The following is a 23,055-nucleotide window of genomic DNA, read 5'->3' on the forward strand; positions in this document are numbered from 1 at the left end:
TCCTTATGATTAAACGATTTGACTAGCGTTTTTTTCACTTTCATAGGATGCGTCACGACGTAACATTTCATTAAAAGAAAGAATAGAAACTTCTATTTGTTTTTCATCAGGTTCTTTTGTTGTTAATAACTGAAGCCATAGTCCCGGGTATCCGAGGTAACGGAGAACAGGAACATCTCTTAATTTATTCGTAAATTGTAATACTTCAAAAGATACCCCTAAAACGACAGGAATAAGCGCAAGTCTGCATAAAATTCTTAGCCAAAGCGGATCAGATGGGAAGAAGTAATAGATAAACATTCCTACGATTACGGTAAATAAGATAAAACTGCTGCCGCAACGGTAATGAAGTCTAGAATGGCGTTTCACGTTTTCAATCGTTAGTTCATCGCCTGCTTCGTAAGTATTGATGACTTTGTGTTCTGCACCATGATACATAAATACCCTTTTAATCGCTGGTGTCAACGATACAAAATAGATGTAGCTTAATAAAAAGATAAACTTGAATAAACCTTCTAGAAGATTTTGACCTAGGTGTCCAGGTACGATAAAGCGAAATGCTTCTGCTAAAAACACAGGTACAAGTGTAAATACAAACTTACCAAATAGAAAAGATAGAACACCGATAATCGCTAAAGAAAAGAAAAAGGCAAATTTAGATGGTTTTTCTTCTTCTACTTTCTCTTCTTCACCAGGTTCTACACCGAACCGTTCAGCTGAAAAGTTTAAGTGCTGTGTGCCATTCATGCTCGCTTCGATTATCGCTATAAATCCTCGTAAAAAAGGAATCTTCTTTAATTTAGTTAAAACAGGAGAAGGTTTCTTTTTCAGTTCGAAATACTCGATGGAATCATCGTTTCTCCGTATTGCCGTAACGTATGTGTGCTTACCGGCAAACATAACCCCTTCAAGTACGGCTTGACCGCCGTATGCGGGCTTTTTCTCTTTTGTCATGTTGAACCCCCAGCCTAAAGTTTTGTAGGTACTTTCTATTCTACAGTAAAGCTGGATATTCCTCCACATGGGATGATTGTATTTTTCCCATTTTATACATGTTTTACACGGATTATGATTGATGAATGTTGAGAAGTTTGGGCGTTAATTTTGTGGACATACTAGAAATGTTGGAGGTGGTCGTATATGAGCGATTCAAAATTAGAGCAAGACAAACAAGAGTCTCAATCCTCGTTTATGAGCAGAGTGATAGGTGTTGGTTTTTTTGGGGGTCTAATATGGGCTTCATTTGGTTTTATTGCATACTACTTAAATTTTTCAAAAGTAGGTCCTGCACTCGTCTTAGCACCGTGGGCACTCGGGAAATGGAAGTCTCAATGGCTTGGGCAGCTGATCAGTATTCTGATTGTCGCTTTACTATCAATCCTTGTAGCGATTGCATATCGTTATGCTTTTGCAAAGGTCAAGTCAATGTGGGCTGGAATCATATATGGAGTGGCATTGTGGGCAATTGTATTCTATCTGCTTCATCCGATATTTCCTGGATTAGAACCTATGAATACGATAGGTAAAAACACGATTACAACTACGCTTTGTATATACATCTTATATGGTGTTTTTGTGGGATATTCGATTTCATTTGAATACAGTGAGCGGTATGGTCAGGCACAAGGGAATAAGGAATCTGCACAAAGTTCGTAACTATTCAAATGATCAGCCCCTATGATAGAATGTTTTATGAACATTCTATTTTTTTATGCAAAGGCTAGGTGTTTCCGATGAACAACAGAAATTTACTTATCATTAATGGACCGAATTTAAACAGATTGGGAAAACGGGAGCCTGGCATTTATGGTGCAAAAACATTAGACGACTTAGAAAACGAACTAGAAGAGTTATCAGAAAAACTTCTAATGGGAGTATCCTTTAATCAAAGCAACAATGAAGGCGATATCATTGATTTAATTCATGGTGCTGCTGGTCAATTCCAGGGTATTGTCTTAAACGCAGGAGCTTATACTCATTATAGTTATGCGATTAGGGACGCAATTGCCAGTGTGGATGTCCCAGTTATAGAAGTCCATTTGTCCAATGTTCATGCTCGGGAGGAATTTCGGCGTGACTCTGTTATTGCCCCAGTTACGATCGGACAGATTTCAGGTTTTGGTTTTGATAGTTATAAATTAGCGCTGCATGCTTTTAACAATCAATTTAAGGGGGATGCAATATGAGACGTGTTGAAAAAGCGAGAGAGTTGTTTGAAACGTTTGATATTGATGCATTGCTAGTCACTTCTTCTTCAAACCGCTTTTACTTAAGTGGGTTTAAGGGCAGTTCAGGTGTACTTTTAATTACAAAGGAAGAAGCCATTTTGGTTACGGACTTCCGCTATAAGACACAGGCAGCTGAACAGGCAGAGGGTTATCGAGTCGTCATGCATACCGCTCCGATTCCAGAAGAGGTGGCAAAGTTAACGAAAGAACTTTCAATCCAGAAGCTTGGTTTTGAACAAGATCATGTTACATATTCTTCTTACCGTACATATGAGAAACAATTAGATTCACAGGAGACCGAACTCGTACCTGTAACGGGGCTTGTGGAAAAGTTGCGCTTGATAAAGGATGAATCAGAGATTAAGATAGTAAAGGATGCAGCAAGCATTGCCGATGCCGCTTTTTCACATATCATAGAGTTTATTCGCCCAGGTCTTACAGAACGTGAAGTTTCTAATGAACTAGAATTTTTTATGAGAAAAAATGGAGCAGCTTCATCATCATTTGATATTATTGTGGCTTCAGGCTATCGTTCAGCCCTTCCACACGGTGTTGCTTCAGATAAAAAGATCGAGACTGGTGAATTAGTAACCTTGGATTTTGGTGCATACTACAAAGGTTATTGTTCTGATATTACTCGGACGGTTGCGATCGGTAATGTTTCAGATGAGCTTAAAGAGATCTATCAAGTTGTTTATGAAGCACAAATGCTTGGAATGAAAGGCATTAAGCCTGGAATAACGGGCAAGGAAGCAGATGCGTTAACACGGGATTATATAACTTCAAAAGGATTTGGTGACAATTTTGGACATTCAACGGGCCATGGAATAGGCTTAGATGTTCATGAAGGACCTGCTTTATCTATGAAGTCTGATACAATTCTTGAGCCTGGGATGCTTGTTACTGTAGAACCTGGAATTTATGTTTCAGGAATAGGTGGAGTTCGTATTGAAGACGATGCACTTATCACGAAAGACGGTAATGAATCACTAACTCACTCAACAAAAACGCTTTTAACAATCAGTTAAACGATTCAGGAGGATAATAACATGATTTCAGTAAACGATTTTAAAACAGGATTAACGATTGAAGTAGATGGAGGGATTTGGCAAGTTCTTGAATTCCAACATGTAAAACCGGGAAAAGGAGCGGCATTTGTTCGTTCTAAACTTCGTAACCTTCGTACAGGCGGTATCCAGGAAAAAACGTTCCGTGGCGGAGAGAAAGTTGCAAAAGCACATATCGAAAACCGTAAGATGCAATACCTATATGCATCAGGAGATACGCATACGTTCATGGATAACGAATCATATGAGCAAATTGAGCTCCAAGCTTCTCAAATTGAGTATGAATTGAAGTACTTGCTTGAAAACATGACAGTACACATCATGACGTATCAAGGTGAAACGATCGGTGTTGAACTGCCGAACACAGTAGAATTAGTAGTTGCTGAGACTGAGCCAGGAATCAAAGGTGATACAGCTTCAGGCGGAACAAAACCAGCTACCCTTGAAACAGGATTGATCGTTCAAGTTCCTTTCTTTGTTAACCAAGGAGACAAGCTGATCATCGATACAAGAAATGCAGCATATGTATCACGTGCATAATTAAATAATTAGTAAAGCCTCATTCTGATTCTTTAATCGGGATGAGGCTTTTTTGTTATGAATTTTACGGTACGTGTTCTTGTATTTGTTACACGTTCGCTCAAACTGGACGGTGTTTCGCTCCTAACTCCTTCCATTCCGCACAGTGGACCCCATTTTCCGCTCCAATTAGCTACAGTTTCGCTCAGTGTGTCCATCGTTTCGCTCCGAAAGTTGAATATGCTTATTACAAACCCCGTTAACGTTCAAAAAAGTATATAAATGTGGTGATTTATTTCTATAAAACTTCATTTACTTTCCTCTTTAATCAACTTATCCCTGAAACTCACTTCATTTTTAACGACAGTACTACTAAACCTCCCTTTATTGGCATAAAGCGTAGGGATAAGCCATACGTTTATAGTACTAGCCTTTTAAAGGAGAAACGGTTATGGAAACCATTTTTAGACTTTTTCCGGAAGAAATTCAGCATACTTTAAGAAATCTGCCAGCTCCTATCCTTCAATCAGTTGAGGAAATAAGAGTTAGAATCGGGCAGCCGTTAGAAATTTTATGTTCGGGTAAGCCGGTCTATCCGTTAGAAAAACCGATCCTGGCAGAAGAATCCCAAGTATTGCTCAATCGTTTAAGTCAGCATTCTCTATACGCGCTAGAAGAAGAGCTGAAGCGGGGCTATATCACGATCTCTGGAGGTCATCGCGTAGGACTAGCAGGTAAGGTGATCACGGAGCATGGATCTGTTAAAGCTATAAAAGATATCAGTTCATTTAATGTAAGGATTGCGAGAGAGAAAATAGGAATTGCTGAACCGCTTCTTCCCTACCTGTTTCAAAAAAATTGGCTGAATACATTGCTGATCGGTCCTCCGCAAACCGGGAAAACTACCCTTTTAAGGGATATTGCAAGGCTAGTCAGTTGTGGCGCAAACAAAAAAAATATTCCTTCTTTTAAAGTTGGGATCGTTGATGAACGTTCTGAAATAGCTGGTTCCATTAAAGGGATTCCCCAACATTCACTTGGACAAAGAGTGGATGTACTTGATGCCTGTCCAAAAGCGGAAGGTATGATGATGCTTATACGTTCGATGAGCCCGCAAGTTTTAATCGTGGATGAAATTGGGAGAAAAGAAGACGGTGAGGCTATTTTAGAGGCTATGCACGCTGGTGTACAGATGATTTTCACTGCCCATGGAAGCAGTTTAGAAGATGCGCTCAAAAGGCCTGTGATGAAACCCTTGTCTGGTCTTTCGCTGTTTCAAAGATATGTAATTTTAAGCCGTGATAAAGGACCTGGTACGATACAAAGGATTTATGACGGGGCTTTCAATGAAATCTATCGGTCGCCGGTTGGTGCAGCATGATGAGTTGGATCGGTGCGATCGCTATTCTTTCTGCAACCACAATATTTGGATTTGAGTGGGCAAAGCGTGTAAGAGAAAGACCAAAGAAATTAAGAGAACTAAAAGTCACTCTTCAAGCACTTGAGGCAGAGATCATGTATGGGTCAACACCTCTTCATGAAGCCTTTCAGCATATAGGAAAACCTTTAAAAGAGCCTTTATCTACTTTTTTTCTTACGATTTCTGATTCTTTGATTGAAGGTGAACTCTCTGTTCAAGAAGCATGGGAGAGTCAACTGGCTGTATTGGCAAAGGAAACGTCCTTTAAGGCCGGAGAAATAGAAGTGCTTCGCCAGTTTGGATCAACGCTTGGCAGACATGACAAAGAGCATCAGCAAAAGCAGATACAGTTAACACTCGCCCACCTTACCCGTGAGGAAAAAGAAGCAAGAGACATACAAGAACGCTATGAAAAAATGTGCAAAAGTCTTGGGGTGTTAATGGGGCTTTTAATCGTTATTCTCTTAATGTAACAGGAGGTCTCACTAATGGGATTGGATGTAAACGCAGTGTTTCAGATTGCAGGATTAGGAATAATTGTCGCGATGCTTCATACCGTTTTAAAGATGATTGGTAAAGAGGATTATGCGCACTGGGTAACGCTTTTAGGATTTGTTGTTGCTCTATTTATGGTTATTACTTTATTAGATGACTTGTTTCAAAAAGTAAAAGGAGTCTTTTTGTTTCAGAATTAAGGAGGGGGTAGATTGGAAATTATCCAAATTGTTGGTTTTGGACTGGTCGCTGCTTTCTTAGCTTTAGTCCTTAAAGAACAAAAAGCGAATTTCGCTTTTTTGGTTACACTCATGGTCGGAGCAGGAATCTTCTTGTTCTTGATCGATAAGATTGGACAGGTATTAACGATGCTTCAACGGCTTGCCATTAATGCAAACGTCAACATGGTCTATGTAGAAACGTTACTAAAGATTATTGGTATCGCTTATATCGCAGAATTTGGAGCACAGATTACACGTGATGCAGGGCAAGGAGCTATTGCTTCCAAGATTGAACTCGGAGGTAAGATTCTGATCCTTGTGATGGCTATACCGATATTGACGGTTATTATTGAAACCGTGCTGACGCTTATTCCCAAATAAGAAAGCGGGTTGTAAAGATGCAGACAAAGTTGAAGCGGACAAGTCTAATTATGCTAGTAATCTTCTCTTTTATGCTATTCGGTAACTCAGAATCTGCATCTGCGAGCTCGATCACTTCAAAAATGGTAGATCAACAAGTCTCATCCATGCAGCTTGATGAAATTAAACAATATTGGGATAGCATCTCTAGTGAATATGGTGGTTTTTTGCCGGAAAGTCAAAAAGGAACGTTTCTAGAATTTGTAAAAGGAGAGAAGGATTTCTCCCTCAAAGGTTATATGATGGGCCTTTTGAAATTTATGTTTCATGAGCTTGCCGTTCATGGGGAGTTGTTAGGAACCCTAATATTATTAACCGTATTCAGTATGCTCCTCCAATCTATACAGAATGCTTTTGATCGTTCAGCTATCTCAAAAGTAGCATATGGCATTGTCTATATGGTTTTGATTATTTTAGCACTAAATAGTTTTCACGTTGCGATCTCATATGCAACAGAAGCAATCGATAATATGCTTAGCTTCATGATTGCACTCATTCCCCTTCTTCTTGCTTTGATGGCAACAGTAGGAAGTATTGCTTCAGTGGCATTCTTTCATCCAGTCATTTTATTTTTAGTAAACACAAGCGGGCTTTTGATTAAAAACTTTGTTCTGCCCCTTCTTTTTTTATCAGCTTTATTAAGTATCGTTTCCACCATGTCTGAACATCACAAAGTGACGCAGCTCGCGAAATTGTTAAGAAATATCAGCATGGGTGCTTTGGCCTTTTTTTTCACAGTCTTCCTCGGTGTGATGAGTGTTCAAGGAGCTACTGCAGCTGTTGCCGATGGAATAACGATTAAGACTGCAAAATTTATTACAGGCAATTTTATACCGGTCGTAGGACGTATGTTTACGGATGCAACTGACACAGTAATGAGTGCATCTATCTTACTGAAAAATTCTGTTGGTATTATTGGAGCTCTATTATTACTCTTACTAGCTATCTTCCCAGCAATAAAAGTACTTATTCTCGCTTTCATATACAGCATGGCAGCAGCCCTATTACAGCCGTTAGGTGGCGGCCCGATCGTAGAATCGTTAAGTATCATCGGTAAAAGTGTCATGTTTATCTTTGCTGCACTTATGACTGTCTCTATCATGTTCTTTCTTGCAATTACGATTATTATTGCAGCGGGCAATGTAACGCTAATGGTTCGATAGGAGGTGGGATTATGGCGTTTTTAACAGAATGGATCACAAACATTATTATTCTTGTCTTATTAGCGGGCGTCATAGAACTCTTATTGCCAGGCAACCAGTTTCAGAGTTACATCAAGATGGTCGTAGGATTACTTATACTTCTAGCTATGCTCTCACCATTATTCAAACTTATAAATTCTGATCTGGATCAAGTATTCATGGCCATGGATCTACCAGCCGCTGCAAAGGAAAATGAAATAAAAAATTCAATAGAAGAGAATAAAAGTGAAATACAATCCGCACAACGTGCATATATATTAGAGCAAATGGCTGTCCCAATGAAAAAACAAGTTCAGGAGGAGTTGAAAAAGACGTATGAATTAGAAATTGTCGATCTTCAAATCCAAACGGAAATGGGTACAGAGCCGTTAAAGCCTGAAGATATTACTGGTGCAAAAGTGGTACTGGCCAAACATCATGAACAAGCAGGAATTTCAGATGTTTCAGAAGTGAATGTTAGTATCGCTCATCCACAAAAACAGGAAGACCTTGAACACCAAGAAGTTCCTGATGAGATTGTGTATTTCTTGGCCAGCCAGTGGCAGCTAGATTCACAGCAAGTTGAGGTGCAAATGGAAGGGGGAGAGGATTTATCCCAATGAAACATTCATTTTGGGAACAGATAAAAAAACGGCTGCAGCTTAGTGATAAAGCAGGGAATAAACAAAAGTACTTACTAGTATTACTTCTATTGGGAATTTCTCTTATGTTTATTAGTAAAATGATAGACTCCCCTGCTCAAAAAAGCGCATTAAATGGAATAGGCATGGAAACAGAACCGAAAACCCAAGCAGTTTTTAAACAAGCCAAGGAAGTGACAGATAAGAATATTAAGACATATGAAGATCGTTATTCCAACGAGCTAAAAGATTTATTAGAACAGATGCAAGGTGTAGGAAAAGTATCAGTCTGGGTAGAGCTTTCCACAACAGAAAAAAAAGAGTTTGTAACAGATGACAGCACCCAAAGTCAAACAACGCTAGAAAATGATAAAAATGGAGGCACCAGAACGATAGAAGATCAAAAGATAGATGAAAAAGTCGTTATCATTTCAAATGATGGAAGAGAAGAGCCAATTATCGTGACAACAGAAAAACCTAAGATAAAAGGAGTGGCTGTGTTAGCACAGGGTGCTGAGAGCATTCAGACTAAGGCGATGATTATCGAGCTTGTGAAGAAGATTTTTGATATTGGAAGTGACCAGATCTTTGTAGGACCAAAAAATCCTGAGGGGGAATAAACAAATGTTATTGAAAAAACAAACGGTTTGGCTTTTAACCATGCTTAGCTTAATTATTGTTCTATCGGTCTATTATATTACAGCTCCTGGTGCAACAGATGACCTAGCCTATCTTGAAGCAGGCAAGAAATCAGGTAAAGATGCGACTGTTTCAGGTGTAGCGAATGATGATTTGTTTACGGCACTTCGTTTAGAGCGAGATGAAGTTCGTGATGAGATGAGTGCAGATTATGTAGCAGTTGCAGGTTCAGAAGATGCATCAGCTGAAGTTCAAGCGGATGCTTGGGCAAAAATGACTGAGCTTCAGTCACTCACGATGCAAGAATCAACAGTAGAGACATTGATCAAGTCGATGGGCTTTGATGATGCACTTGTAAGTACGATGAACAATCAGATTAAAGTAATCGTAAAAGCTGATAAACTTTCCAAAAAAGAAGTTGTAGAGATTATGAACGTAGCCAATGAACACTTAGGAAACAGCAAGACTGTAGCCGTTGAATATCACGCATCTAAATAAAAGCTGTGTTCTCAAGCTTCGTTACTTTGAAGGATCTTCATCAGCATGCTTGTAGAAATGAGCTAACAAACAAAAAGCCGGGGACTCCGGCTTTTTGTTTGTTTTTGATGACCAGCTTTTTTTATTTTTGCAGAGTTTCATGATATATTTTATAAAACCCTAAAAGTTTAGCTGGTTTGGACTTGATTGTGACAGGTAATGATAGAAATAACAGACAACACATGCCGTAAACGCTTACAATATGAATGAGAATCGTGTACTATTAACTTGTACTTGATTCTAATGTATCCTTAAAATGAGAAATATGGTATATTACATGTGTTAAGACCTAGTCACAATAGAAGGTGCTAACTAAAAAATCTAAACTGGATAGAATTGTTAAAAGGAGTAGAGACCTCATGCTAAAAATACAAGAAATCCGTGAACTGATTAAGCTAATTGACAAATCAAGCATTAACGAATTTAAATACGAAAATGACGGATCTAAAATCGTCCTTAAAAAGAACGATGGAACAGCAGTTGCTTATCATGCAGAGGAAGCACAAGCTCAGCCTGTAGTTACTCAAGCACCACCAGCAAGAGAACAAGTTCCAGCAGCAGAACCTGCAAAAGAAAACACTGAAGTAAAACAAGAAACAAAGACTGCAGATGATGATGCTAACTTACATAAAGTAGTCTCACCTATGGTAGGAACGTTTTATGCTGCGTCTTCACCAGATGAGGAAGCTTTCGTTAAACCAGGAGATCAAGTATCAAAAGACAGCATCGTTTGTATTATCGAAGCCATGAAACTATTTAACGAAATCGAATCTGAAGTGAATGGTGAGATTGTTAAAGTATTAGTTGAAAACGGACAATTAGTAGAATACGGACAACCTCTGTTCCTTGTGAAAGCAGAATAGGAGGGTATGTCTATGATTAAAAAGCTATTAGTAGCAAACCGTGGTGAAATTGCAGTACGGATTATTCGAGCATGCAAAGAACTTGGTGTTGAAACAGTAGCCGTTTATTCAGAAGCTGACAAAGATGCCTTGCATGTCCGTTTGGCAGATGAAGCTTATTGTATCGGACCGACTGCTTCAAAGGACAGTTACTTAAACTTCACAAACATTATGAGTGTTGCGACACTGACTGGTTCAGAGGCCATCCATCCGGGATATGGATTCTTGGCTGAGAATGCTGACTTTGCAGAATTATGCAGAGAATGCAACGTGACATTTGTAGGCCCGAGTGCTGAAGCGATCAACAAAATGGGTATTAAAGATGTTGCCAGAGCAACAATGGCAGATGCAGGAGTTCCTATCGTACCAGGTTCTGAAGGGATCATCAGGGACAAGGAAGACGCCATTGAACTCAGCAATAAAATTGGGTATCCTGTAATTATTAAAGCAACAGCAGGCGGTGGAGGTAAAGGAATCCGTGTAGCCAAAAATGAAACAGAACTTTTAAAAGGCATCGCAATTACTCAGCAAGAAGCAGCAACCGCCTTTGGCAACCCGGGTGTTTATATTGAAAAGTACATTGAAGATTTCCGCCATGTAGAGATACAGGTTCTTGCAGATAACTATGGGAATGTTATTCACTTAGGTGAAAGAGATTGCAGCATCCAAAGACGCCTTCAAAAGCTTCTGGAGGAGACGCCTTCTCCAGCTATTTCTCCATCAAAACGCCAAGAGATGGGAGATGCTGCTGTAAAAGCTGCTGAAGCTGTTCAATACTCTGGCGCTGGTACAGTTGAATTTATTTTTGACCACAATACAGGTGAGTTCTATTTTATGGAGATGAACACACGCATCCAAGTAGAACACCCTGTAACAGAGATGGTTACAGGCATCGATCTTATAAAAGAGCAGATTAAAGTGGCTTCTGGTGAAAGATTAAGATACAAACAGGAAGACATTGAATTTAATGGGTGGTCCATTGAGTGCAGAATAAATGCGGAGAACCCTGAAAAGAACTTTATGCCTTCAGCCGGTAAGATCGAGATGTATCTTCCTCCAGGCGGACTAGGTGTCAGGGTTGATTCTGCTGTATATCCAGGCTATACAATTCCACCATTTTACGATTCTATGATCGCAAAAGTAATCACATATGGAAATACAAGACAAGAAGCAATAGACCGTATGAAACGTGCATTAAGTGAATTTGTCATCGAGGGTGTTCATACGACCATTCCGTTCCACCTGCGTCTGTTAAACCATGAGACATTTGTGAATGGTGACTTTAATACAAAGTTTTTGGAAAATCATGATTTAACTTCAAAAAGCGAATAAGTGCGGAGGTGTTAGAGATGAATGAACTATCATTTGAAATGGAAAGTTACTCATCAGAACTAGGGAAAGTAGAGATCTCACCTGAAGTCATTGAAGTCATTGCAAGTATTGCAGCTTCAGACGTTGAAGGTGTAGCATCCATGAGAGGAAGCTTTGCAAGCGGAGTTGTAGAGCGCCTTGGAAAGAAAACACACGGAAAAGGTGTGAAAGTTGAACTTTCTGAAACTGGTATTTCAATTGATGTTTACGTATCAATGAAATACGGTGTTGCCATTCCAGACGTTGCTCAAAAGATTCAAGATTATATTAGACAAGCGCTTCTAGATATGACAGCACTAGAAGCAACGGATATCAACGTTTTCGTAGTTGGTGTTCAATTTGATTCAAAAGAAAAACAGAATGAAGCACCAGAAGTAGACTATTAAAAAAGGTCAAAGGGTGAGGTGAGTAACCTTCCCTTTGATCTTTTTTCTTTTGGCTGTTTTCGCAAACTTTATTGCTTTTGAAAGTGGTTGATTTCCGTTTCAGGTGCTTCGCTTTCCGCGGGGCAGGCGGTGAGCCACATTCGTACGTTTCACTCTTAAGTGTCTCACCTGCCCACCTGTCCCGCAGGAGTCTCACACCTTACACTCTAATCAACTTGTCAATGAAGAGAAAGAAAAGAACGACTTTACAGCTACATTCTTTTATATAAATCAGCCTTTACCATTTGGACAATACTTTTAGTGAAAAAAACTGAATGTTCGGAAGGGTTTGTAAGTCCATTGTTCGGATTGTAACCACTCCTCACAATATGGTATTATGCTAGATAGAAATTGTTCGCAAATAGAAAGGAAGTCGGATTATGAAACGCAGACTTGCCAGAGAAAAGGCATTTCAATCGCTTTTTCAAATTGAAGTAAGTGACATATCAGCTAATGAAGCTATGGAACACGTATTAGAAGGTGAACCATCTGATGAATTTTTAACGAAAATGGTTTACGGTACGGTAGAAAATAAAGAGGAAATTGAGCGTTTTCTAACGCCTTACCTTGAAAAATGGAGTTTTTCAAGACTAGCAAATGTGGAGCGTGTAGTTCTGCAAATGGCTGCGTATGAATGGCTCTATATGGAAGAGATCCCTAAGAACGTAACGTTGAATGAAGCGATTGAAACAGCTAAAATATTTGGCGGTGAAGAAGCAGGACGTTTCGTAAATGGTGTCCTAGGAAAAATAGTTAAAGATCTTAACAATAATTAATAACTACTTTTTGAGGGGGATTTAGAATGGCTGTGTTAGATGGAAAACAAATTGCAAGAGAGATTAGAGAACAACTTGCAAAAGAGATCCAAGACCTAAAACAAGAAGGTACTGTTCCAGGTTTAGCTGTTATTCTAGTAGGCGATCACCCAGCGTCTCGTTCATATGTTCTTGCAAAAGAAAGAACGTGTAAAGAACTCGGAATGCACTCTGTATTATCTGAACTTCCTGAATCTATTTCTGAAGAAGAATTATTAGAATATATTCAAACGTTTAACAATGATGAACAAATTGATGGGATCCTTGTACAACTCCCCCTTCCTTCACATATTAGTGAATCAAAAGTAATTGAAACAATCCTACCTGAAAAAGATGTAGACGGTTTTCACCCGATTAATATTGGCCGAATGCATGCCGGTGACGAACACGCTTTTATTCCTTGTACACCATTAGGTATTTTAGAGATGGTAAAACAAACAGGTGAAGAAATTGCTGGTAAGCATGTTGTCGTTGTAGGAAGAAGCAACCTTGTCGGGAAACCTGCAGGGCAACTGTTTTTACAAGAAAATGCGACTGTCACGTTTTGTCACTCAAGAACAAATAATCTTCGAGAACAAACATTACAAGCTGATATTTTAATAGCTGCAGTAGGAAAACCAAATCTTATTACAGAAGATATGGTAAAAGCAGGTGCAGTTGTTATTGATGTAGGCGTAAATCGCAAGGAAAACGGAAAATTGTGTGGAGATGTGGACTATGACGCAATTAAACCAAAAGCAAAACATATCACACCAGTTCCAGGGGGCGTGGGTCCTATGACGATCACGATGCTGATGAACAATACGGTGCTTGCTTCCAAATGGAGAAAGAAGCTAAAGGAAGTTCTTTAATGCAAAACAACAATCGGTATGTCCCAATATCGGCTGTAACCCGGTATATAAAGCGATTATTTGAAAATGATGGTAATTTGCAAGATGTTTGGGTAAAAGGTGAATTATCAAATGTGAAACTGCATAGCAGAGGGCATTTGTATTTTACCCTAAAAGATGCAAACAGCAGAGTTTCAGCGGTTATGTTTGCAGGCAATAACAGATATTTGAATTTCAAGCCTGAGGAAGGAATGAATGTTTTAATTCAAGGATCATTCTCAGTGTATGAACCACAAGGACAATATCAGCTCTATGTGAAAACGATGCAACAAGACGGAGTTGGCAACTTGTTTCAAGCTTATGAGAATCTAAAAACCAAGCTTGAACAAGAAGGACTTTTTGATTCATCACAAAAAAAGCCGCTGCCAAAGTTTCCATCAGAGATTGCTGTGATCACTTCTCCGACAGGTGCTGCTGTTAGGGATATCGCCACAACGATTAAACGCCGTTTTCCTTTAGCTGCTATCACTTTATATCCTGTTCTTGTTCAGGGTCCCGGTGCAGCTCCAGCTATCTCACGAGCGATAGAACAAGCTAACGAGGCAAATAAAGCGGATTTGCTGATTGTCGGACGCGGCGGAGGATCGATTGAAGAATTATGGGCTTTTAACGAAGAGATCGTTGCTCGAGCAATCTTTTCTTCCAAATTGCCTGTCATTTCAGCGGTAGGACATGAAACGGATTTTACAATATCTGACTTTGTGGCAGATTTAAGAGCGCCTACGCCAACAGCGGCTGCTGAGATGGCCGTACCCCACCTCAATGAACTTGGCGATAGACTTTTTCAAAGAAGTGTAAGGCTTAAGAGAGTTATGAAAGATTATCTGGCAGGGCATCAACAGCATTTGTCCCGCCTGCAAAAATCGTATGCATTCAAATACCCTACTCAGCTTGTTAAGCAAAAAGAGCAGGAACTTGATAGAAACATGGATAAATTAAAAAGAACAGTTGAAGGTTTTGTAGTTCAGCATCAGAATGAGCTGACAAAAATGAAGCGTCAACTATCATTGTTCTCACCTGCAGGACAGCTGCACAAAGCGAACGAACGAGTTGTTTCTTTACATAAGTTATTGATAAAAGAAACAAACCGACATGTTAGACAGCACCAAAAGGAATTCTCTAATAAGATTTCAAGGCTATCATCTCTAAATCCACTTGCCATAATGGAGCGGGGATATAGTTTGACGTACAAACAAGGAAAGAAAGAACTCGTTAAGTCTGTTAAACAAGTGAAAGCAGGAGATGCGTTAACGATTAAGTTAAAAGATGGACAGATTGATTGTCACATCACGGGAACGGAGGCGTCTTTAACGAATGAGTGAAAAAGCGGGCAAACTTACATTTGAAGAAGCGATGGTACAGCTTGAAGAAATTGTAGAAAAGCTTGAGCAGGGTGATGTACCGTTAGAAGAAAGCATTGATTTGTATCAGCAAGGTATGAAGCTTTCAAAGTTATGTCATACAAAGCTGAAAAATGTTGAGAAGAAAATGGATAAGATCATGCATGAAGATGGAAGAGAAGAACCTTTTGTGATTCAGGGGGAAGATCATTGATAGCGTTTGAACAATATCTTCGTGATAAAAAGAAATTGGTTGAGGGACAGATGGTTGATTACTTGAATCAGCTTCAGGCTCCTTCAACTCTAAAGAAGTCAATGTTGTATTCAATTTCTGCTGGAGGCAAGAGAATAAGACCTATTCTTGCGCTAGCTGTCATAGAATCTTTTGAAAAAGATCCTCTTCAATTTTTAGATGCTGTATGTGCCATAGAATTTGTACATACGTATTCATTAATTCACGATGATCTCCCATCGATGGACAATGATGATTATAGAAGAGGTAAACTCACGAGCCATAAAGTGTTTGGAGAAGCTCAAGCGATTCTAGCGGGAGACGCTCTTTTAACAGAAAGCTTCACCTTAATTATAAATAATACATTACTGACTCATGAACAAAAGGTTAAGATGGTCGCGGTCCTTTCAAAGGCTGCTGGAGCAGCAGGAATGGTCGGTGGTCAAGTTGAGGACCTTGAGGGAGAAGATAAAGATCTTACTTTGTCTGAGTTGGAAAGCATCCATGAAAAAAAGACGGGTAAAATGCTTGAGTGCTCCGTCTTATTTGGCGGGATTGCCGCGAACACTTCAGAGATTGACCTTATGCATTTGCAAAGTTATGCACGCCATATTGGAATCGCATTTCAGATCCAGGATGACATTCTTGATGTAACGGGTAATCAAGATGATTTAGGTAAACCTGTTGGAAGTGATGAAGCCAATTTAAAAACGACATATCCTAAAATTCTAGGTCTGGATGGAGCAAAGAAAGAAATGGAAAAACATATACATATTTCTTTGGAACATTTAGGCAGAACCAATGGAAATACAGGCATATTAGCGTCCATTGCTGACTACATTATAAAAAGAAACCACTAATAGATTGTTGAGCAATTGGAAGTATGATATGATATTATTTGCTTTGGAGTGGTGCAGTATTCTAGTCAGCCCCCCGTTCCTGAAGGCGGGCCTAAAAATCCGCCAAAGGGCACATCGATGAAGTTCCTTGTATTGGCTTGAGGCGCCCAGCCTTGGGTCAACGCTGGGAGTTAAGGTTGAAGGGCGATCCACAATGGCATGTGGGCGATGACCCTTCTTCCGCGGAGGCCCCCATATTTGCGGTTTGTGTTCAAAAGACCTTACTGCGAAATGGGGTTTGAACCTGCTTTGCTGCTTTTCTTGATTTCAGGAAAAGTGAGGCGAGCAGCGTAGCCTGCCTTGAGTGGAGTTTGAGGGGATTATGGTGTGAAAAGCCTGTATCGGTTGGCCGCTGATTTTGAGCTTTATACCATATGAAATCTTCTCTGCAAAAGAGGCTAGGGAATGTGCGCGAGGCTGTTGAGGAAAACTCCTAGACTGTTCTATTTCTGACACCTTTTAGGGATTATAGTGCGGACTAAGTGGTAATCTAGTCTAACGTTTGGTGACAGCGTTAAGAAGAGAGTAAAGGGAAACCGCGAATATGGCGACATTTCGTACTCTTCTGGGAAAACCTACTGGACCTAAGCCGCAGTCTTTACTTAATAAGGTGACCACTCCCTATTACATAAAGTGACCAAAAAAGAAGGAGTTATGCATGAAGCATTCCTTTTCTAAAACACTCAAATGGAGTACAAGCATTGCCGTTATCACTCTTGTGTTAGCGGCTATTTTTACAGTTGTATCCTCCTTTTTATTAAACGGAGTTTCTTGGGCTATCGGTATGGGAATCGTCTTTTTAATTGTTTTAACAGGCGTACTCTTTGATATTGTAGGTGTTGCTTCTACAGCTGCGAAAGAAGTTCCATTCCATGCGATGGCATCAGAGAGGGTTCCTGGTGCAAGACATGCTATAATCATTACAAGGAACGCGGATCGTGTAGCGAATTTTTGTAATGATGTGATAGGAGACATTTCCGGTATTGTTAGCGGAACAGCATCTGCTGCAGTAGTAGTAGAACTTACACTCTCTATGGGGAATAAATCAGGAACGAACTTAGAGTATCTGATCTCAATTATCTTCACGAGTGTAGTAGCTGCTCTTACTGTCGGAGGCAAAGCTCTCGGAAAATCATATGCGATCAACCACTCAACCTTTATTATTTTTCAGGTTGGGCGTTTATTATATTTTTTAGAGGAAAAATTAAGAATTAAACTGCTATCGCCTGCTAAAAGAGAGAAGAAAAGGCGTTAATGGAAAGAGAGGCATATTCCATGAACCTGGAAGATATTCAAGATCCTCATTTTTTAAAAACATATGAGACTGAACAATTAAATCAATTAGCTGATGAAATCCGCTCTTTTCTAATTGAAAAACTTTCAGTTAGAGGAGGCCATTTAGGTCCTAATTTAGGTGTAGTTGAACTGACCCTTGCTATGCACAAAGTGTTTGAAAGCCCTAAAGACAAATTTATTTGGGATGTAGGACACCAGGCATATGTTCATAAAATCCTTACAGGAAGAGCGTCGCAGTTCGATACACTTCGCCAATACAAAGGATTATGCGGATTTCCAAAAAGGATAGAAAGTGAACATGATGTTTGGGAAACAGGTCACAGCTCGACGTCACTTTCAGCTGCAATGGGAATGGCAATAGCTCGAGATTTGAAAAAAACGGATGATAAAGTGATAGCTGTAATTGGCGATGGCGCTTTAACAGGCGGAATGGCTTTGGAAGCGCTCAATCATATCGGTCATGAAAAGAAAGATTTAATCGTTATTCTTAACGACAACGAAATGTCTATCGCGCCGAATGTAGGAGCTCTTCATAACGTTCTTGGTCGTATGCGAACAGCTAGAAAATACAATAAAGCAAAAGATGAGTTAGAGTCACTTATCCGTAAGATTCCTGCATTTGGCGGGAAATTAGCTGCAACAGCAGAGCGGGTTAAAGACAGCTTAAAATATTTATTAGTATCTGGCATGTTCTTTGAAGAACTAGGATATACCTACTTAGGCCCTGTTGACGGTCATGATGTTGAAGATTTAATCGAGAATTTAAGTTACGCAAAAAAGACAAACGGTCCTGTAATCGTTCATGTACTTACGAAAAAAGGTAAGGGATATGAACCTGCAGAAAGTGATAAAAAAGACAGCTGGCACGGTGTAGGTCCGTATAAGATTGAATCGGGTGAACAAATTAAACCACAGCAGCAAGGTCCATCTTACAGTGGTGTAGTAAGCAAGACCTTGGAGAAATTATCCCATAAAGATGACAGAATCGCCGTAATTACTCCTGCAATGACGATTGGATCTAAGCTTGTGGATTATGGAAAGGTTTTTCCTGATCGCTTGTTTGATGTTGGGATTGCCGAACAGCATGCAACAACGATGGCTGCAGGACTCGCGACACAAAATATGAAGCCGGTGCTTTCCATTTATTCTACATTCTTGCAGCGCGGCTACGACCAAGTGGTTCATGACGTTGCGAGACAGAATCTGAATGTCGTTTTTACAATCGACAGATCTGGACTAGTGGGTGCAGATGGAGAAACGCATCAAGGTGTGTTTGATATCGCGTTCTTACGCCATATCCCGAACATGGTCCTAATGATGGGTAAGGACGAAAACGAGCTGCAGCATATGGTACATTCTGCCCTTCAATATGATGACGGTCCTATTGCGATTAGATTTCCTAGAGGAAACGGTTCAGGTGTTCCAATGGATGATGAGTTTGAAAATATTCCGATTGGGTCTTGGGAAGTTCTAAAAGAAGGAGACGATGTTGCGATCCTTACTTTTGGAACAACGATTCCTATGGCACTCGAAGCTTGGGAAATCCTCGCAAAATCAGGGGTGTCTGCCCGTGTGATTAACGCGCGCTTTATAAAGCCTTTAGATTCAAAAATGCTGAATGAGCTTTATGCACAGAACATGCCGATTCTTACTCTAGAAGAGGCTGTCCTTCAAGGCGGTTTTGGAAGTGCTGTTTTAGAACATGCCTCAGATAACCATGCAAATGTGATCGTGGATCGAATGGGGATACCTGATTGTTTTATTGAGCATGGAAGTGTTACAAAGCTTCTTGAAGAAATAGGAATCACGACACCTGATTTAGTAAACCGTGTTAAAGCGCTTGTTAAGAGAAAGGCAGAAAAGGGTCTTCTTACATGAAAAAAGAACGTGTAGATGTTTTGCTTGTTAACCGGGGACTTTGTGAAACAAGAGAAAAAGCAAAAAGATCTGTTATGGCAGGTCTTGTGTATTCTGGAACGAACCGGATGGATAAGCCAGGAGAAAAAATTGAACAAGATGCACCTTTGCAAGTTAAAGGTGATGTAATTCCATATGTCGGAAGAGGCGGGCTTAAGCTAGAGAAGGCGCTAAACGTTTTTTCTTTTGACGTGAAAGATAAAATTGGAATGGATATTGGAGCATCAACAGGTGGTTTTACAGATTGTGCTCTTCAAAACGGTGCATCCTTTATATATGCTATTGATGTAGGCTACAATCAGTTGGCTTGGAAGCTTAGAAATGATCCGAGGGTAGCGGTAATGGAAAGAACAAACTTTCGGTACGTGACAACTGATCAGCTTGAACATGGCGTGCCGGATTTTGCGACGATAGACGTTTCGTTTATATCGCTGCGTATCATACTTCCTGTTCTCGTTCAGTTAATGCCCGAGGGTGAAGTGATCGCATTAATTAAGCCTCAATTTGAAGCTGGCAGAGAAGAAGTAGGCAAGAAGGGAATCGTAAGAGATTCTAAAGTTCATGCTAGAGTAATCGAAGAGATTATTGATTTTGCTCGTAAAACAGGCATAAATCCCGTGGGGTTATCATTTTCACCGATAACAGGCGGAGACGGCAACATTGAGTTTTTGATGCTTGGAAAAGTGAATAACGAAGATTCTTTAACCATTACTTCTGAAAAAATTGGTGAGGTTGTTAAAGAAGCACATGATACATTAAAGAAAGAGCGGGAATAATTTCTCCGCTCTTTTTTTGTTGTTATTTAACACAAGCCAATGCTTCTGAAGTTTGCTTCAATGCTTCAAATTATGCATACCTTGCAAGAAGCTCTTCAAGGTGTGCATTTACTCGAGTACATACCATTTAGCAAAACAATAATCTTTAAGAAAGGGCTGCTTTCTAAAGGATGGTTGGGTATGGATGTTTTCCTTATTTTCTTCACTTCCAAGTTGGTTGTAGCTTAATGTTGCCAACTCCTCGAAAAATAAACTTCAATTTTTCTTCGTGCGATGTCTTGCTGCCGGAGCATTCCTTGTCCTACGGGAAGAGCGGTCAGTCCGAAAAGTGGAAGTGGCTTGTTCAGCCCCGACCAGCAAAAGGTGAATGGGCTAGCAAGGCGCACTTTGCCTTGTTGTCTATTTAACTTTTGACCTCGAGGGGCTAGCCGCTGTAGCTAGACAGGTGGAGACTTCTAATGGCGCAAAGCGGCAGGAGGCTCACCGTACGCCACGTGGAAAGCGTGCAACCTGGAGCGGAAATCAACCACTTTCAAGAGCCAAAGAAAAGAGCCTATTATTTTCATTCATGAAAAATTTACATCTTATGCACAATAGTATAAGATAAAGTCAGAATGTGAAGTGTAAATTGAGGTGGAATTGCCAGTGAATAAAGGACAACGACATATTAAAATACGTGAAATGATCAGCAATCATGATATTGAAACACAAGATGACTTAGTTGAACTTCTTAAAAAAGCAAACTTTAATGTGACGCAAGCAACCGTTTCCCGTGATATTAAAGAATTGCATCTTGTTAAAGTGCCTATGAACGACGGACGTTACAAATACAGTCTTCCGGCTGATCAGAGGTTCAATCCTCTTCAAAAGTTAAAAAGAACACTTACAGACAGTTTTATAAGCATTGATTACGCAGACCATTTAATTATTATGAAGACCCTGCCGGGTAACGCAAATGCAATTGGAGCGTTAATCGATAAGTTGGATTGGGAAGATTTAATGGGAACGATATGCGGGGATGATACGATCCTGATCATTTGTCGTTCTAAAGATAGCAGTGCAGATGTATCGCAGCGCTTTTTAGATATGCTGTAATTTTTATAGTAAGGTGTGATGTAGTTGCTAGCAGAATTAAGTATCCGTAATTTTGCTATTATTGATTCCTTAACTGTCTCATTTAAGAAGGGACTAACGGTCTTGACTGGTGAAACTGGGGCTGGTAAGTCAATCATTATTGATGCGATCGGGCTATTAATCGGAGGAAGAGGCTCTACTGAGTTTGTTCGTTATGGTACTCAAAAAGCAGAGATTGAAGGATTGTTTCATATTCATCCTGGTCATCGCGTATACGGTAAATGCGAGGAATTTGGAATTTCGGTTTCAGAAGATGATGAAATGGTTGTTCTCAAAAGAGATATAACGGAAAACGGTAAAAGCATTTGCAGAGTAAACGGGAAGCTTGTTACACTTTCGGTTCTTAAAGAGATCGGACAGGCACTAGTAGACATTCATGGACAGCATGAAACTCAGTATCTCATGCAGCCTGATAAACATCTTTTCCTGCTCGACAGTTTTGGAGACAAGGATTTTAAGAAAGAATTGAGTGCTTACGAAATTTGGTTTAAAGAGTATAAAGACATCAATAAACAGCTTTCTGAGCTATCAAGAAACGAACAAGAGATTGCTCAAAGAATCGATTTATTGAAATATCAATTCGAAGAGATATCTGGTGCAAATTTAATCCCAGATGAAGATATCAAACTTGAAGAAGAAAAGAATATGTTATCGAACTTCGAGAAAATTCACGGTTCTCTCCAAGATGCCTATCATAATTTATATGGTGAAGGAAAAGCGCTTGAATTGATTTCCAGTGCATTAACCGATTTTTCTCAAGTAGCAGCATTAGATGAGTCGTTAAAAGCTGATGAAGAGCAATTCGGCAGCAGTTTCTATGTTCTTGAAGAACTCACCTATAAAATTCGGGATATGTTTGACTCACTAGAGTATAACCCCGAAAGGCTTAACAGCATCGAAGCACGTTTAGATGAAATAAGTAAACTTAAACGCAAATATGGATCTTCAGTAAAAGAAATTATAAGTTACGGTGAAAAAATTAAAAATGAGCTTGAACTCATTCAAAATAAAGATAATCACCTTGAAGCATTAAAAAAGAAACAAGATAAGATTATTTCTAAACTAGAGATTTCCGGTAAAAAGCTTACAAAGAAACGAACAGAGACTGCGAAAATTTTGAAAAATGCCATACAGCAGCAGCTAAAAGAGTTGTACATGGAAAAAACAAAGTTTGAAGTCGTTATGAAACGAACAGAAGAAAGTCAGTTCTTAAAAACGGGAATGGATTCTGTTGAGTTTTATATATCTCCAAACCCTGGTGAGCCGCTTAAACCTTTGTCTAAAGTTGCTTCCGGCGGGGAGTTATCTAGGATCATATTAGCTCTTAAGACTATTTTCTCTGAAAACCAGGGAATCACTGCCATTATTTTTGATGAAGTGGATACAGGAGTTTCAGGGCGAGTCGCACAAGCGATAGCAGAAAAGATCTACCGTGTTTCAATCGGATCACAAGTGCTTTGTATCAGCCACCTTCCTCAAGTTGCTGCGATGTCAGACACACATCTGCACATTTCAAAAGATACTTTGCAAGGAAGAACAGTTACAAAGGTACTAACATTAAAAACGGATGAAAAAGTAAATGAAATAGGCAGAATGATTTCTGGAGTAGAGATCACAGATCTGACCAAACAGCATGCTAAAGAATTATTGGAACTAGCAGAGTCCATTAAAAAGTCATCATAAACTTTAT

General features: G+C 39.6%; 26 protein-coding genes. 25 read left to right on the forward strand and 1 reads right to left on the reverse strand.

Annotated elements, in window-relative coordinates:
• Positions 1-9 precede the first annotated feature (9 nt).
• Positions 10-954 (reverse strand): DUF1385 domain-containing protein, encoded by a 945-nt coding sequence (locus QUF49_RS08080; RefSeq protein WP_289495167.1) that lies wholly within the window; start codon positions 952-954, stop codon positions 10-12.
• A gap of 186 nt (positions 955-1,140) precedes the next feature.
• Between QUF49_RS08080 and QUF49_RS08085 the strand changes: the two genes are divergently transcribed.
• The 25 genes from QUF49_RS08085 to recN all read left to right on the forward strand — a co-directional run bounded on the left by QUF49_RS08085 (position 1,141) and on the right by recN (position 23,048).
• Complete coding sequence (locus QUF49_RS08085) at positions 1,141-1,656, forward strand: YqhR family membrane protein (protein WP_289495168.1); 516 nt, start codon at positions 1,141-1,143, stop codon at positions 1,654-1,656.
• Between the two features lie 77 nt (positions 1,657-1,733).
• Positions 1,734-2,186, forward strand: coding sequence for a type II 3-dehydroquinate dehydratase (gene aroQ, locus QUF49_RS08090; RefSeq protein ID WP_289495169.1), 453 nt, complete (start codon positions 1,734-1,736; stop codon positions 2,184-2,186).
• The gene (locus QUF49_RS08095; RefSeq protein WP_289495170.1) at positions 2,183-3,256 is read left to right on the forward strand and encodes a M24 family metallopeptidase; all 1,074 of its coding nucleotides are present in this window, start codon (positions 2,183-2,185) and stop codon (positions 3,254-3,256) included. The genes aroQ and QUF49_RS08095 overlap by 4 nt, the downstream gene beginning before the upstream one ends.
• Before the next feature lie 21 nt (positions 3,257-3,277).
• A complete protein-coding gene (efp, locus tag QUF49_RS08100) occupies positions 3,278-3,835 on the forward strand; it encodes an elongation factor P (RefSeq protein WP_198767749.1) in 558 nt (185 codons plus the stop codon).
• A 430-nt stretch (positions 3,836-4,265) separates the two neighbouring features.
• On the forward strand, positions 4,266-5,195 hold the full coding sequence (spoIIIAA, locus tag QUF49_RS08105; RefSeq protein WP_289495171.1) for a stage III sporulation protein AA: 930 nt from the start codon (positions 4,266-4,268) through the stop codon (positions 5,193-5,195).
• A complete protein-coding gene (gene spoIIIAB, locus QUF49_RS08110) occupies positions 5,192-5,707 on the forward strand; it encodes a stage III sporulation protein SpoIIIAB (RefSeq protein ID WP_289495172.1) in 516 nt (171 codons plus the stop codon). The genes spoIIIAA and spoIIIAB overlap by 4 nt, the downstream gene beginning before the upstream one ends.
• A gap of 15 nt (positions 5,708-5,722) precedes the next feature.
• Positions 5,723-5,929, forward strand: coding sequence for a stage III sporulation protein AC (spoIIIAC, locus tag QUF49_RS08115; protein ID WP_066290831.1), 207 nt, complete (start codon positions 5,723-5,725; stop codon positions 5,927-5,929).
• 12 nt (positions 5,930-5,941) lie between these two features.
• A complete protein-coding gene (gene spoIIIAD / locus QUF49_RS08120) occupies positions 5,942-6,331 on the forward strand; it encodes a stage III sporulation protein AD (protein WP_066242234.1) in 390 nt (129 codons plus the stop codon).
• Between the two features lie 17 nt (positions 6,332-6,348).
• Entirely contained in the window at positions 6,349-7,533 is a 1,185-nt protein-coding gene (spoIIIAE, locus tag QUF49_RS08125; protein WP_289495173.1) for a stage III sporulation protein AE, read from the forward strand.
• 11 nt (positions 7,534-7,544) lie between these two features.
• Positions 7,545-8,174, forward strand: a complete 630-nt coding sequence (spoIIIAF, locus tag QUF49_RS08130; protein ID WP_289495174.1) for a stage III sporulation protein AF — start codon at positions 7,545-7,547, stop codon at positions 8,172-8,174.
• The gene (gene spoIIIAG / locus QUF49_RS08135) at positions 8,171-8,812 is read left to right on the forward strand and encodes a stage III sporulation protein AG (protein ID WP_289495175.1); all 642 of its coding nucleotides are present in this window, start codon (positions 8,171-8,173) and stop codon (positions 8,810-8,812) included. Before spoIIIAF ends, spoIIIAG begins: the two co-directional genes overlap by 4 nt.
• Before the next feature lie 4 nt (positions 8,813-8,816).
• Positions 8,817-9,329: a SpoIIIAH-like family protein gene (locus tag QUF49_RS08140; protein WP_289495176.1), complete on the forward strand. Its 513-nt coding sequence runs from the start codon at positions 8,817-8,819 to the stop codon at positions 9,327-9,329.
• A 398-nt stretch (positions 9,330-9,727) separates the two neighbouring features.
• Positions 9,728-10,231, forward strand: coding sequence for an acetyl-CoA carboxylase biotin carboxyl carrier protein (gene accB / locus QUF49_RS08145; protein ID WP_289495177.1), 504 nt, complete (start codon positions 9,728-9,730; stop codon positions 10,229-10,231).
• A 12-nt stretch (positions 10,232-10,243) separates the two neighbouring features.
• On the forward strand, positions 10,244-11,602 hold the full coding sequence (accC, locus tag QUF49_RS08150; protein WP_289495178.1) for an acetyl-CoA carboxylase biotin carboxylase subunit: 1,359 nt from the start codon (positions 10,244-10,246) through the stop codon (positions 11,600-11,602).
• Positions 11,603-11,619: 17 nt separating this feature from the next.
• A complete protein-coding gene (locus tag QUF49_RS08155) occupies positions 11,620-12,027 on the forward strand; it encodes an Asp23/Gls24 family envelope stress response protein (protein ID WP_066242213.1) in 408 nt (135 codons plus the stop codon).
• Between the two features lie 419 nt (positions 12,028-12,446).
• Positions 12,447-12,842 (forward strand): transcription antitermination factor NusB, encoded by a 396-nt coding sequence (gene nusB / locus QUF49_RS08160; protein ID WP_289495179.1) that lies wholly within the window; start codon positions 12,447-12,449, stop codon positions 12,840-12,842.
• 26 nt (positions 12,843-12,868) lie between these two features.
• Positions 12,869-13,732, forward strand: coding sequence for a bifunctional methylenetetrahydrofolate dehydrogenase/methenyltetrahydrofolate cyclohydrolase FolD (gene folD / locus QUF49_RS08165; protein ID WP_289495180.1), 864 nt, complete (start codon positions 12,869-12,871; stop codon positions 13,730-13,732).
• Positions 13,702-15,093: an exodeoxyribonuclease VII large subunit gene (gene xseA, locus QUF49_RS08170; protein ID WP_289495181.1), complete on the forward strand. Its 1,392-nt coding sequence runs from the start codon at positions 13,702-13,704 to the stop codon at positions 15,091-15,093. Before folD ends, xseA begins: the two co-directional genes overlap by 31 nt.
• Entirely contained in the window at positions 15,086-15,325 is a 240-nt protein-coding gene (locus tag QUF49_RS08175) for an exodeoxyribonuclease VII small subunit (RefSeq protein ID WP_289495182.1), read from the forward strand. The genes xseA and QUF49_RS08175 overlap by 8 nt, the downstream gene beginning before the upstream one ends.
• Positions 15,322-16,203: a polyprenyl synthetase family protein gene (locus QUF49_RS08180; RefSeq protein ID WP_289495183.1), complete on the forward strand. Its 882-nt coding sequence runs from the start codon at positions 15,322-15,324 to the stop codon at positions 16,201-16,203. The genes QUF49_RS08175 and QUF49_RS08180 overlap by 4 nt, the downstream gene beginning before the upstream one ends.
• Positions 16,204-16,900: 697 nt before the next feature.
• Positions 16,901-17,497 (forward strand): hypothetical protein, encoded by a 597-nt coding sequence (locus tag QUF49_RS08185; RefSeq protein ID WP_289495184.1) that lies wholly within the window; start codon positions 16,901-16,903, stop codon positions 17,495-17,497.
• 20 nt (positions 17,498-17,517) lie between these two features.
• Positions 17,518-19,416, forward strand: a complete 1,899-nt coding sequence (gene dxs / locus QUF49_RS08190; RefSeq protein WP_289495185.1) for a 1-deoxy-D-xylulose-5-phosphate synthase — start codon at positions 17,518-17,520, stop codon at positions 19,414-19,416.
• Positions 19,413-20,231 carry a TlyA family RNA methyltransferase gene (locus QUF49_RS08195; protein ID WP_289495186.1) on the forward strand — a complete coding sequence of 273 codons (819 nt, stop codon included), beginning with the start codon at positions 19,413-19,415 and terminating at the stop codon, positions 20,229-20,231. The genes dxs and QUF49_RS08195 overlap by 4 nt, the downstream gene beginning before the upstream one ends.
• Before the next feature lie 645 nt (positions 20,232-20,876).
• Positions 20,877-21,326, forward strand: coding sequence for a transcriptional regulator AhrC/ArgR (gene ahrC / locus QUF49_RS08200; RefSeq protein WP_289495187.1), 450 nt, complete (start codon positions 20,877-20,879; stop codon positions 21,324-21,326).
• A gap of 24 nt (positions 21,327-21,350) precedes the next feature.
• Positions 21,351-23,048 carry a DNA repair protein RecN gene (recN, locus tag QUF49_RS08205; protein WP_289495188.1) on the forward strand — a complete coding sequence of 566 codons (1,698 nt, stop codon included), beginning with the start codon at positions 21,351-21,353 and terminating at the stop codon, positions 23,046-23,048.
• The last annotated feature ends 7 nt before the right edge of the window (positions 23,049-23,055 follow it).

This window comes from Fictibacillus sp. b24, from assembly GCF_030348825.1.
Lineage (GTDB): Bacteria > Bacillota > Bacilli > Bacillales > Fictibacillaceae > Fictibacillus.

What these genes read in the sequence shown, in the direction of transcription:
- spoIIIAG (WP_289495175.1), top strand. Translation starts at nt 8,171, where the DNA reads ATGAAACATTCATTTTGGGAACAGATAAAAAAACGGCTGCAGCTTAGT.
- spoIIIAF (WP_289495174.1), top strand. Translation starts at nt 7,545, where the DNA reads ATGGCGTTTTTAACAGAATGGATCACAAACATTATTATTCTTGTCTTA.
- QUF49_RS08185 (WP_289495184.1), top strand. Translation starts at nt 16,901, where the DNA reads ATGAAGCATTCCTTTTCTAAAACACTCAAATGGAGTACAAGCATTGCC.
- spoIIIAE (WP_289495173.1), top strand. Translation starts at nt 6,349, where the DNA reads ATGCAGACAAAGTTGAAGCGGACAAGTCTAATTATGCTAGTAATCTTC.
- QUF49_RS08155 (WP_066242213.1), top strand. Translation starts at nt 11,620, where the DNA reads ATGAATGAACTATCATTTGAAATGGAAAGTTACTCATCAGAACTAGGG.
- dxs (WP_289495185.1), top strand. Translation starts at nt 17,518, where the DNA reads ATGAACCTGGAAGATATTCAAGATCCTCATTTTTTAAAAACATATGAG.
- folD (WP_289495180.1), top strand. Translation starts at nt 12,869, where the DNA reads ATGGCTGTGTTAGATGGAAAACAAATTGCAAGAGAGATTAGAGAACAA.
- QUF49_RS08175 (WP_289495182.1), top strand. Translation starts at nt 15,086, where the DNA reads ATGAGTGAAAAAGCGGGCAAACTTACATTTGAAGAAGCGATGGTACAG.
- accB (WP_289495177.1), top strand. Translation starts at nt 9,728, where the DNA reads ATGCTAAAAATACAAGAAATCCGTGAACTGATTAAGCTAATTGACAAA.
- QUF49_RS08080 (WP_289495167.1), bottom strand. Translation starts at nt 954, where the DNA reads ATGACAAAAGAGAAAAAGCCCGCATACGGCGGTCAAGCCGTACTTGAA.
- xseA (WP_289495181.1), top strand. Translation starts at nt 13,702, where the DNA reads ATGGAGAAAGAAGCTAAAGGAAGTTCTTTAATGCAAAACAACAATCGG.
- efp (WP_198767749.1), top strand. Translation starts at nt 3,278, where the DNA reads ATGATTTCAGTAAACGATTTTAAAACAGGATTAACGATTGAAGTAGAT.
- nusB (WP_289495179.1), top strand. Translation starts at nt 12,447, where the DNA reads ATGAAACGCAGACTTGCCAGAGAAAAGGCATTTCAATCGCTTTTTCAA.
- accC (WP_289495178.1), top strand. Translation starts at nt 10,244, where the DNA reads ATGATTAAAAAGCTATTAGTAGCAAACCGTGGTGAAATTGCAGTACGG.
- QUF49_RS08140 (WP_289495176.1), top strand. Translation starts at nt 8,817, where the DNA reads ATGTTATTGAAAAAACAAACGGTTTGGCTTTTAACCATGCTTAGCTTA.
- aroQ (WP_289495169.1), top strand. Translation starts at nt 1,734, where the DNA reads ATGAACAACAGAAATTTACTTATCATTAATGGACCGAATTTAAACAGA.
- spoIIIAC (WP_066290831.1), top strand. Translation starts at nt 5,723, where the DNA reads ATGGGATTGGATGTAAACGCAGTGTTTCAGATTGCAGGATTAGGAATA.
- QUF49_RS08195 (WP_289495186.1), top strand. Translation starts at nt 19,413, where the DNA reads ATGAAAAAAGAACGTGTAGATGTTTTGCTTGTTAACCGGGGACTTTGT.
- QUF49_RS08095 (WP_289495170.1), top strand. Translation starts at nt 2,183, where the DNA reads ATGAGACGTGTTGAAAAAGCGAGAGAGTTGTTTGAAACGTTTGATATT.
- spoIIIAA (WP_289495171.1), top strand. Translation starts at nt 4,266, where the DNA reads ATGGAAACCATTTTTAGACTTTTTCCGGAAGAAATTCAGCATACTTTA.
- spoIIIAB (WP_289495172.1), top strand. Translation starts at nt 5,192, where the DNA reads ATGATGAGTTGGATCGGTGCGATCGCTATTCTTTCTGCAACCACAATA.
- QUF49_RS08085 (WP_289495168.1), top strand. Translation starts at nt 1,141, where the DNA reads ATGAGCGATTCAAAATTAGAGCAAGACAAACAAGAGTCTCAATCCTCG.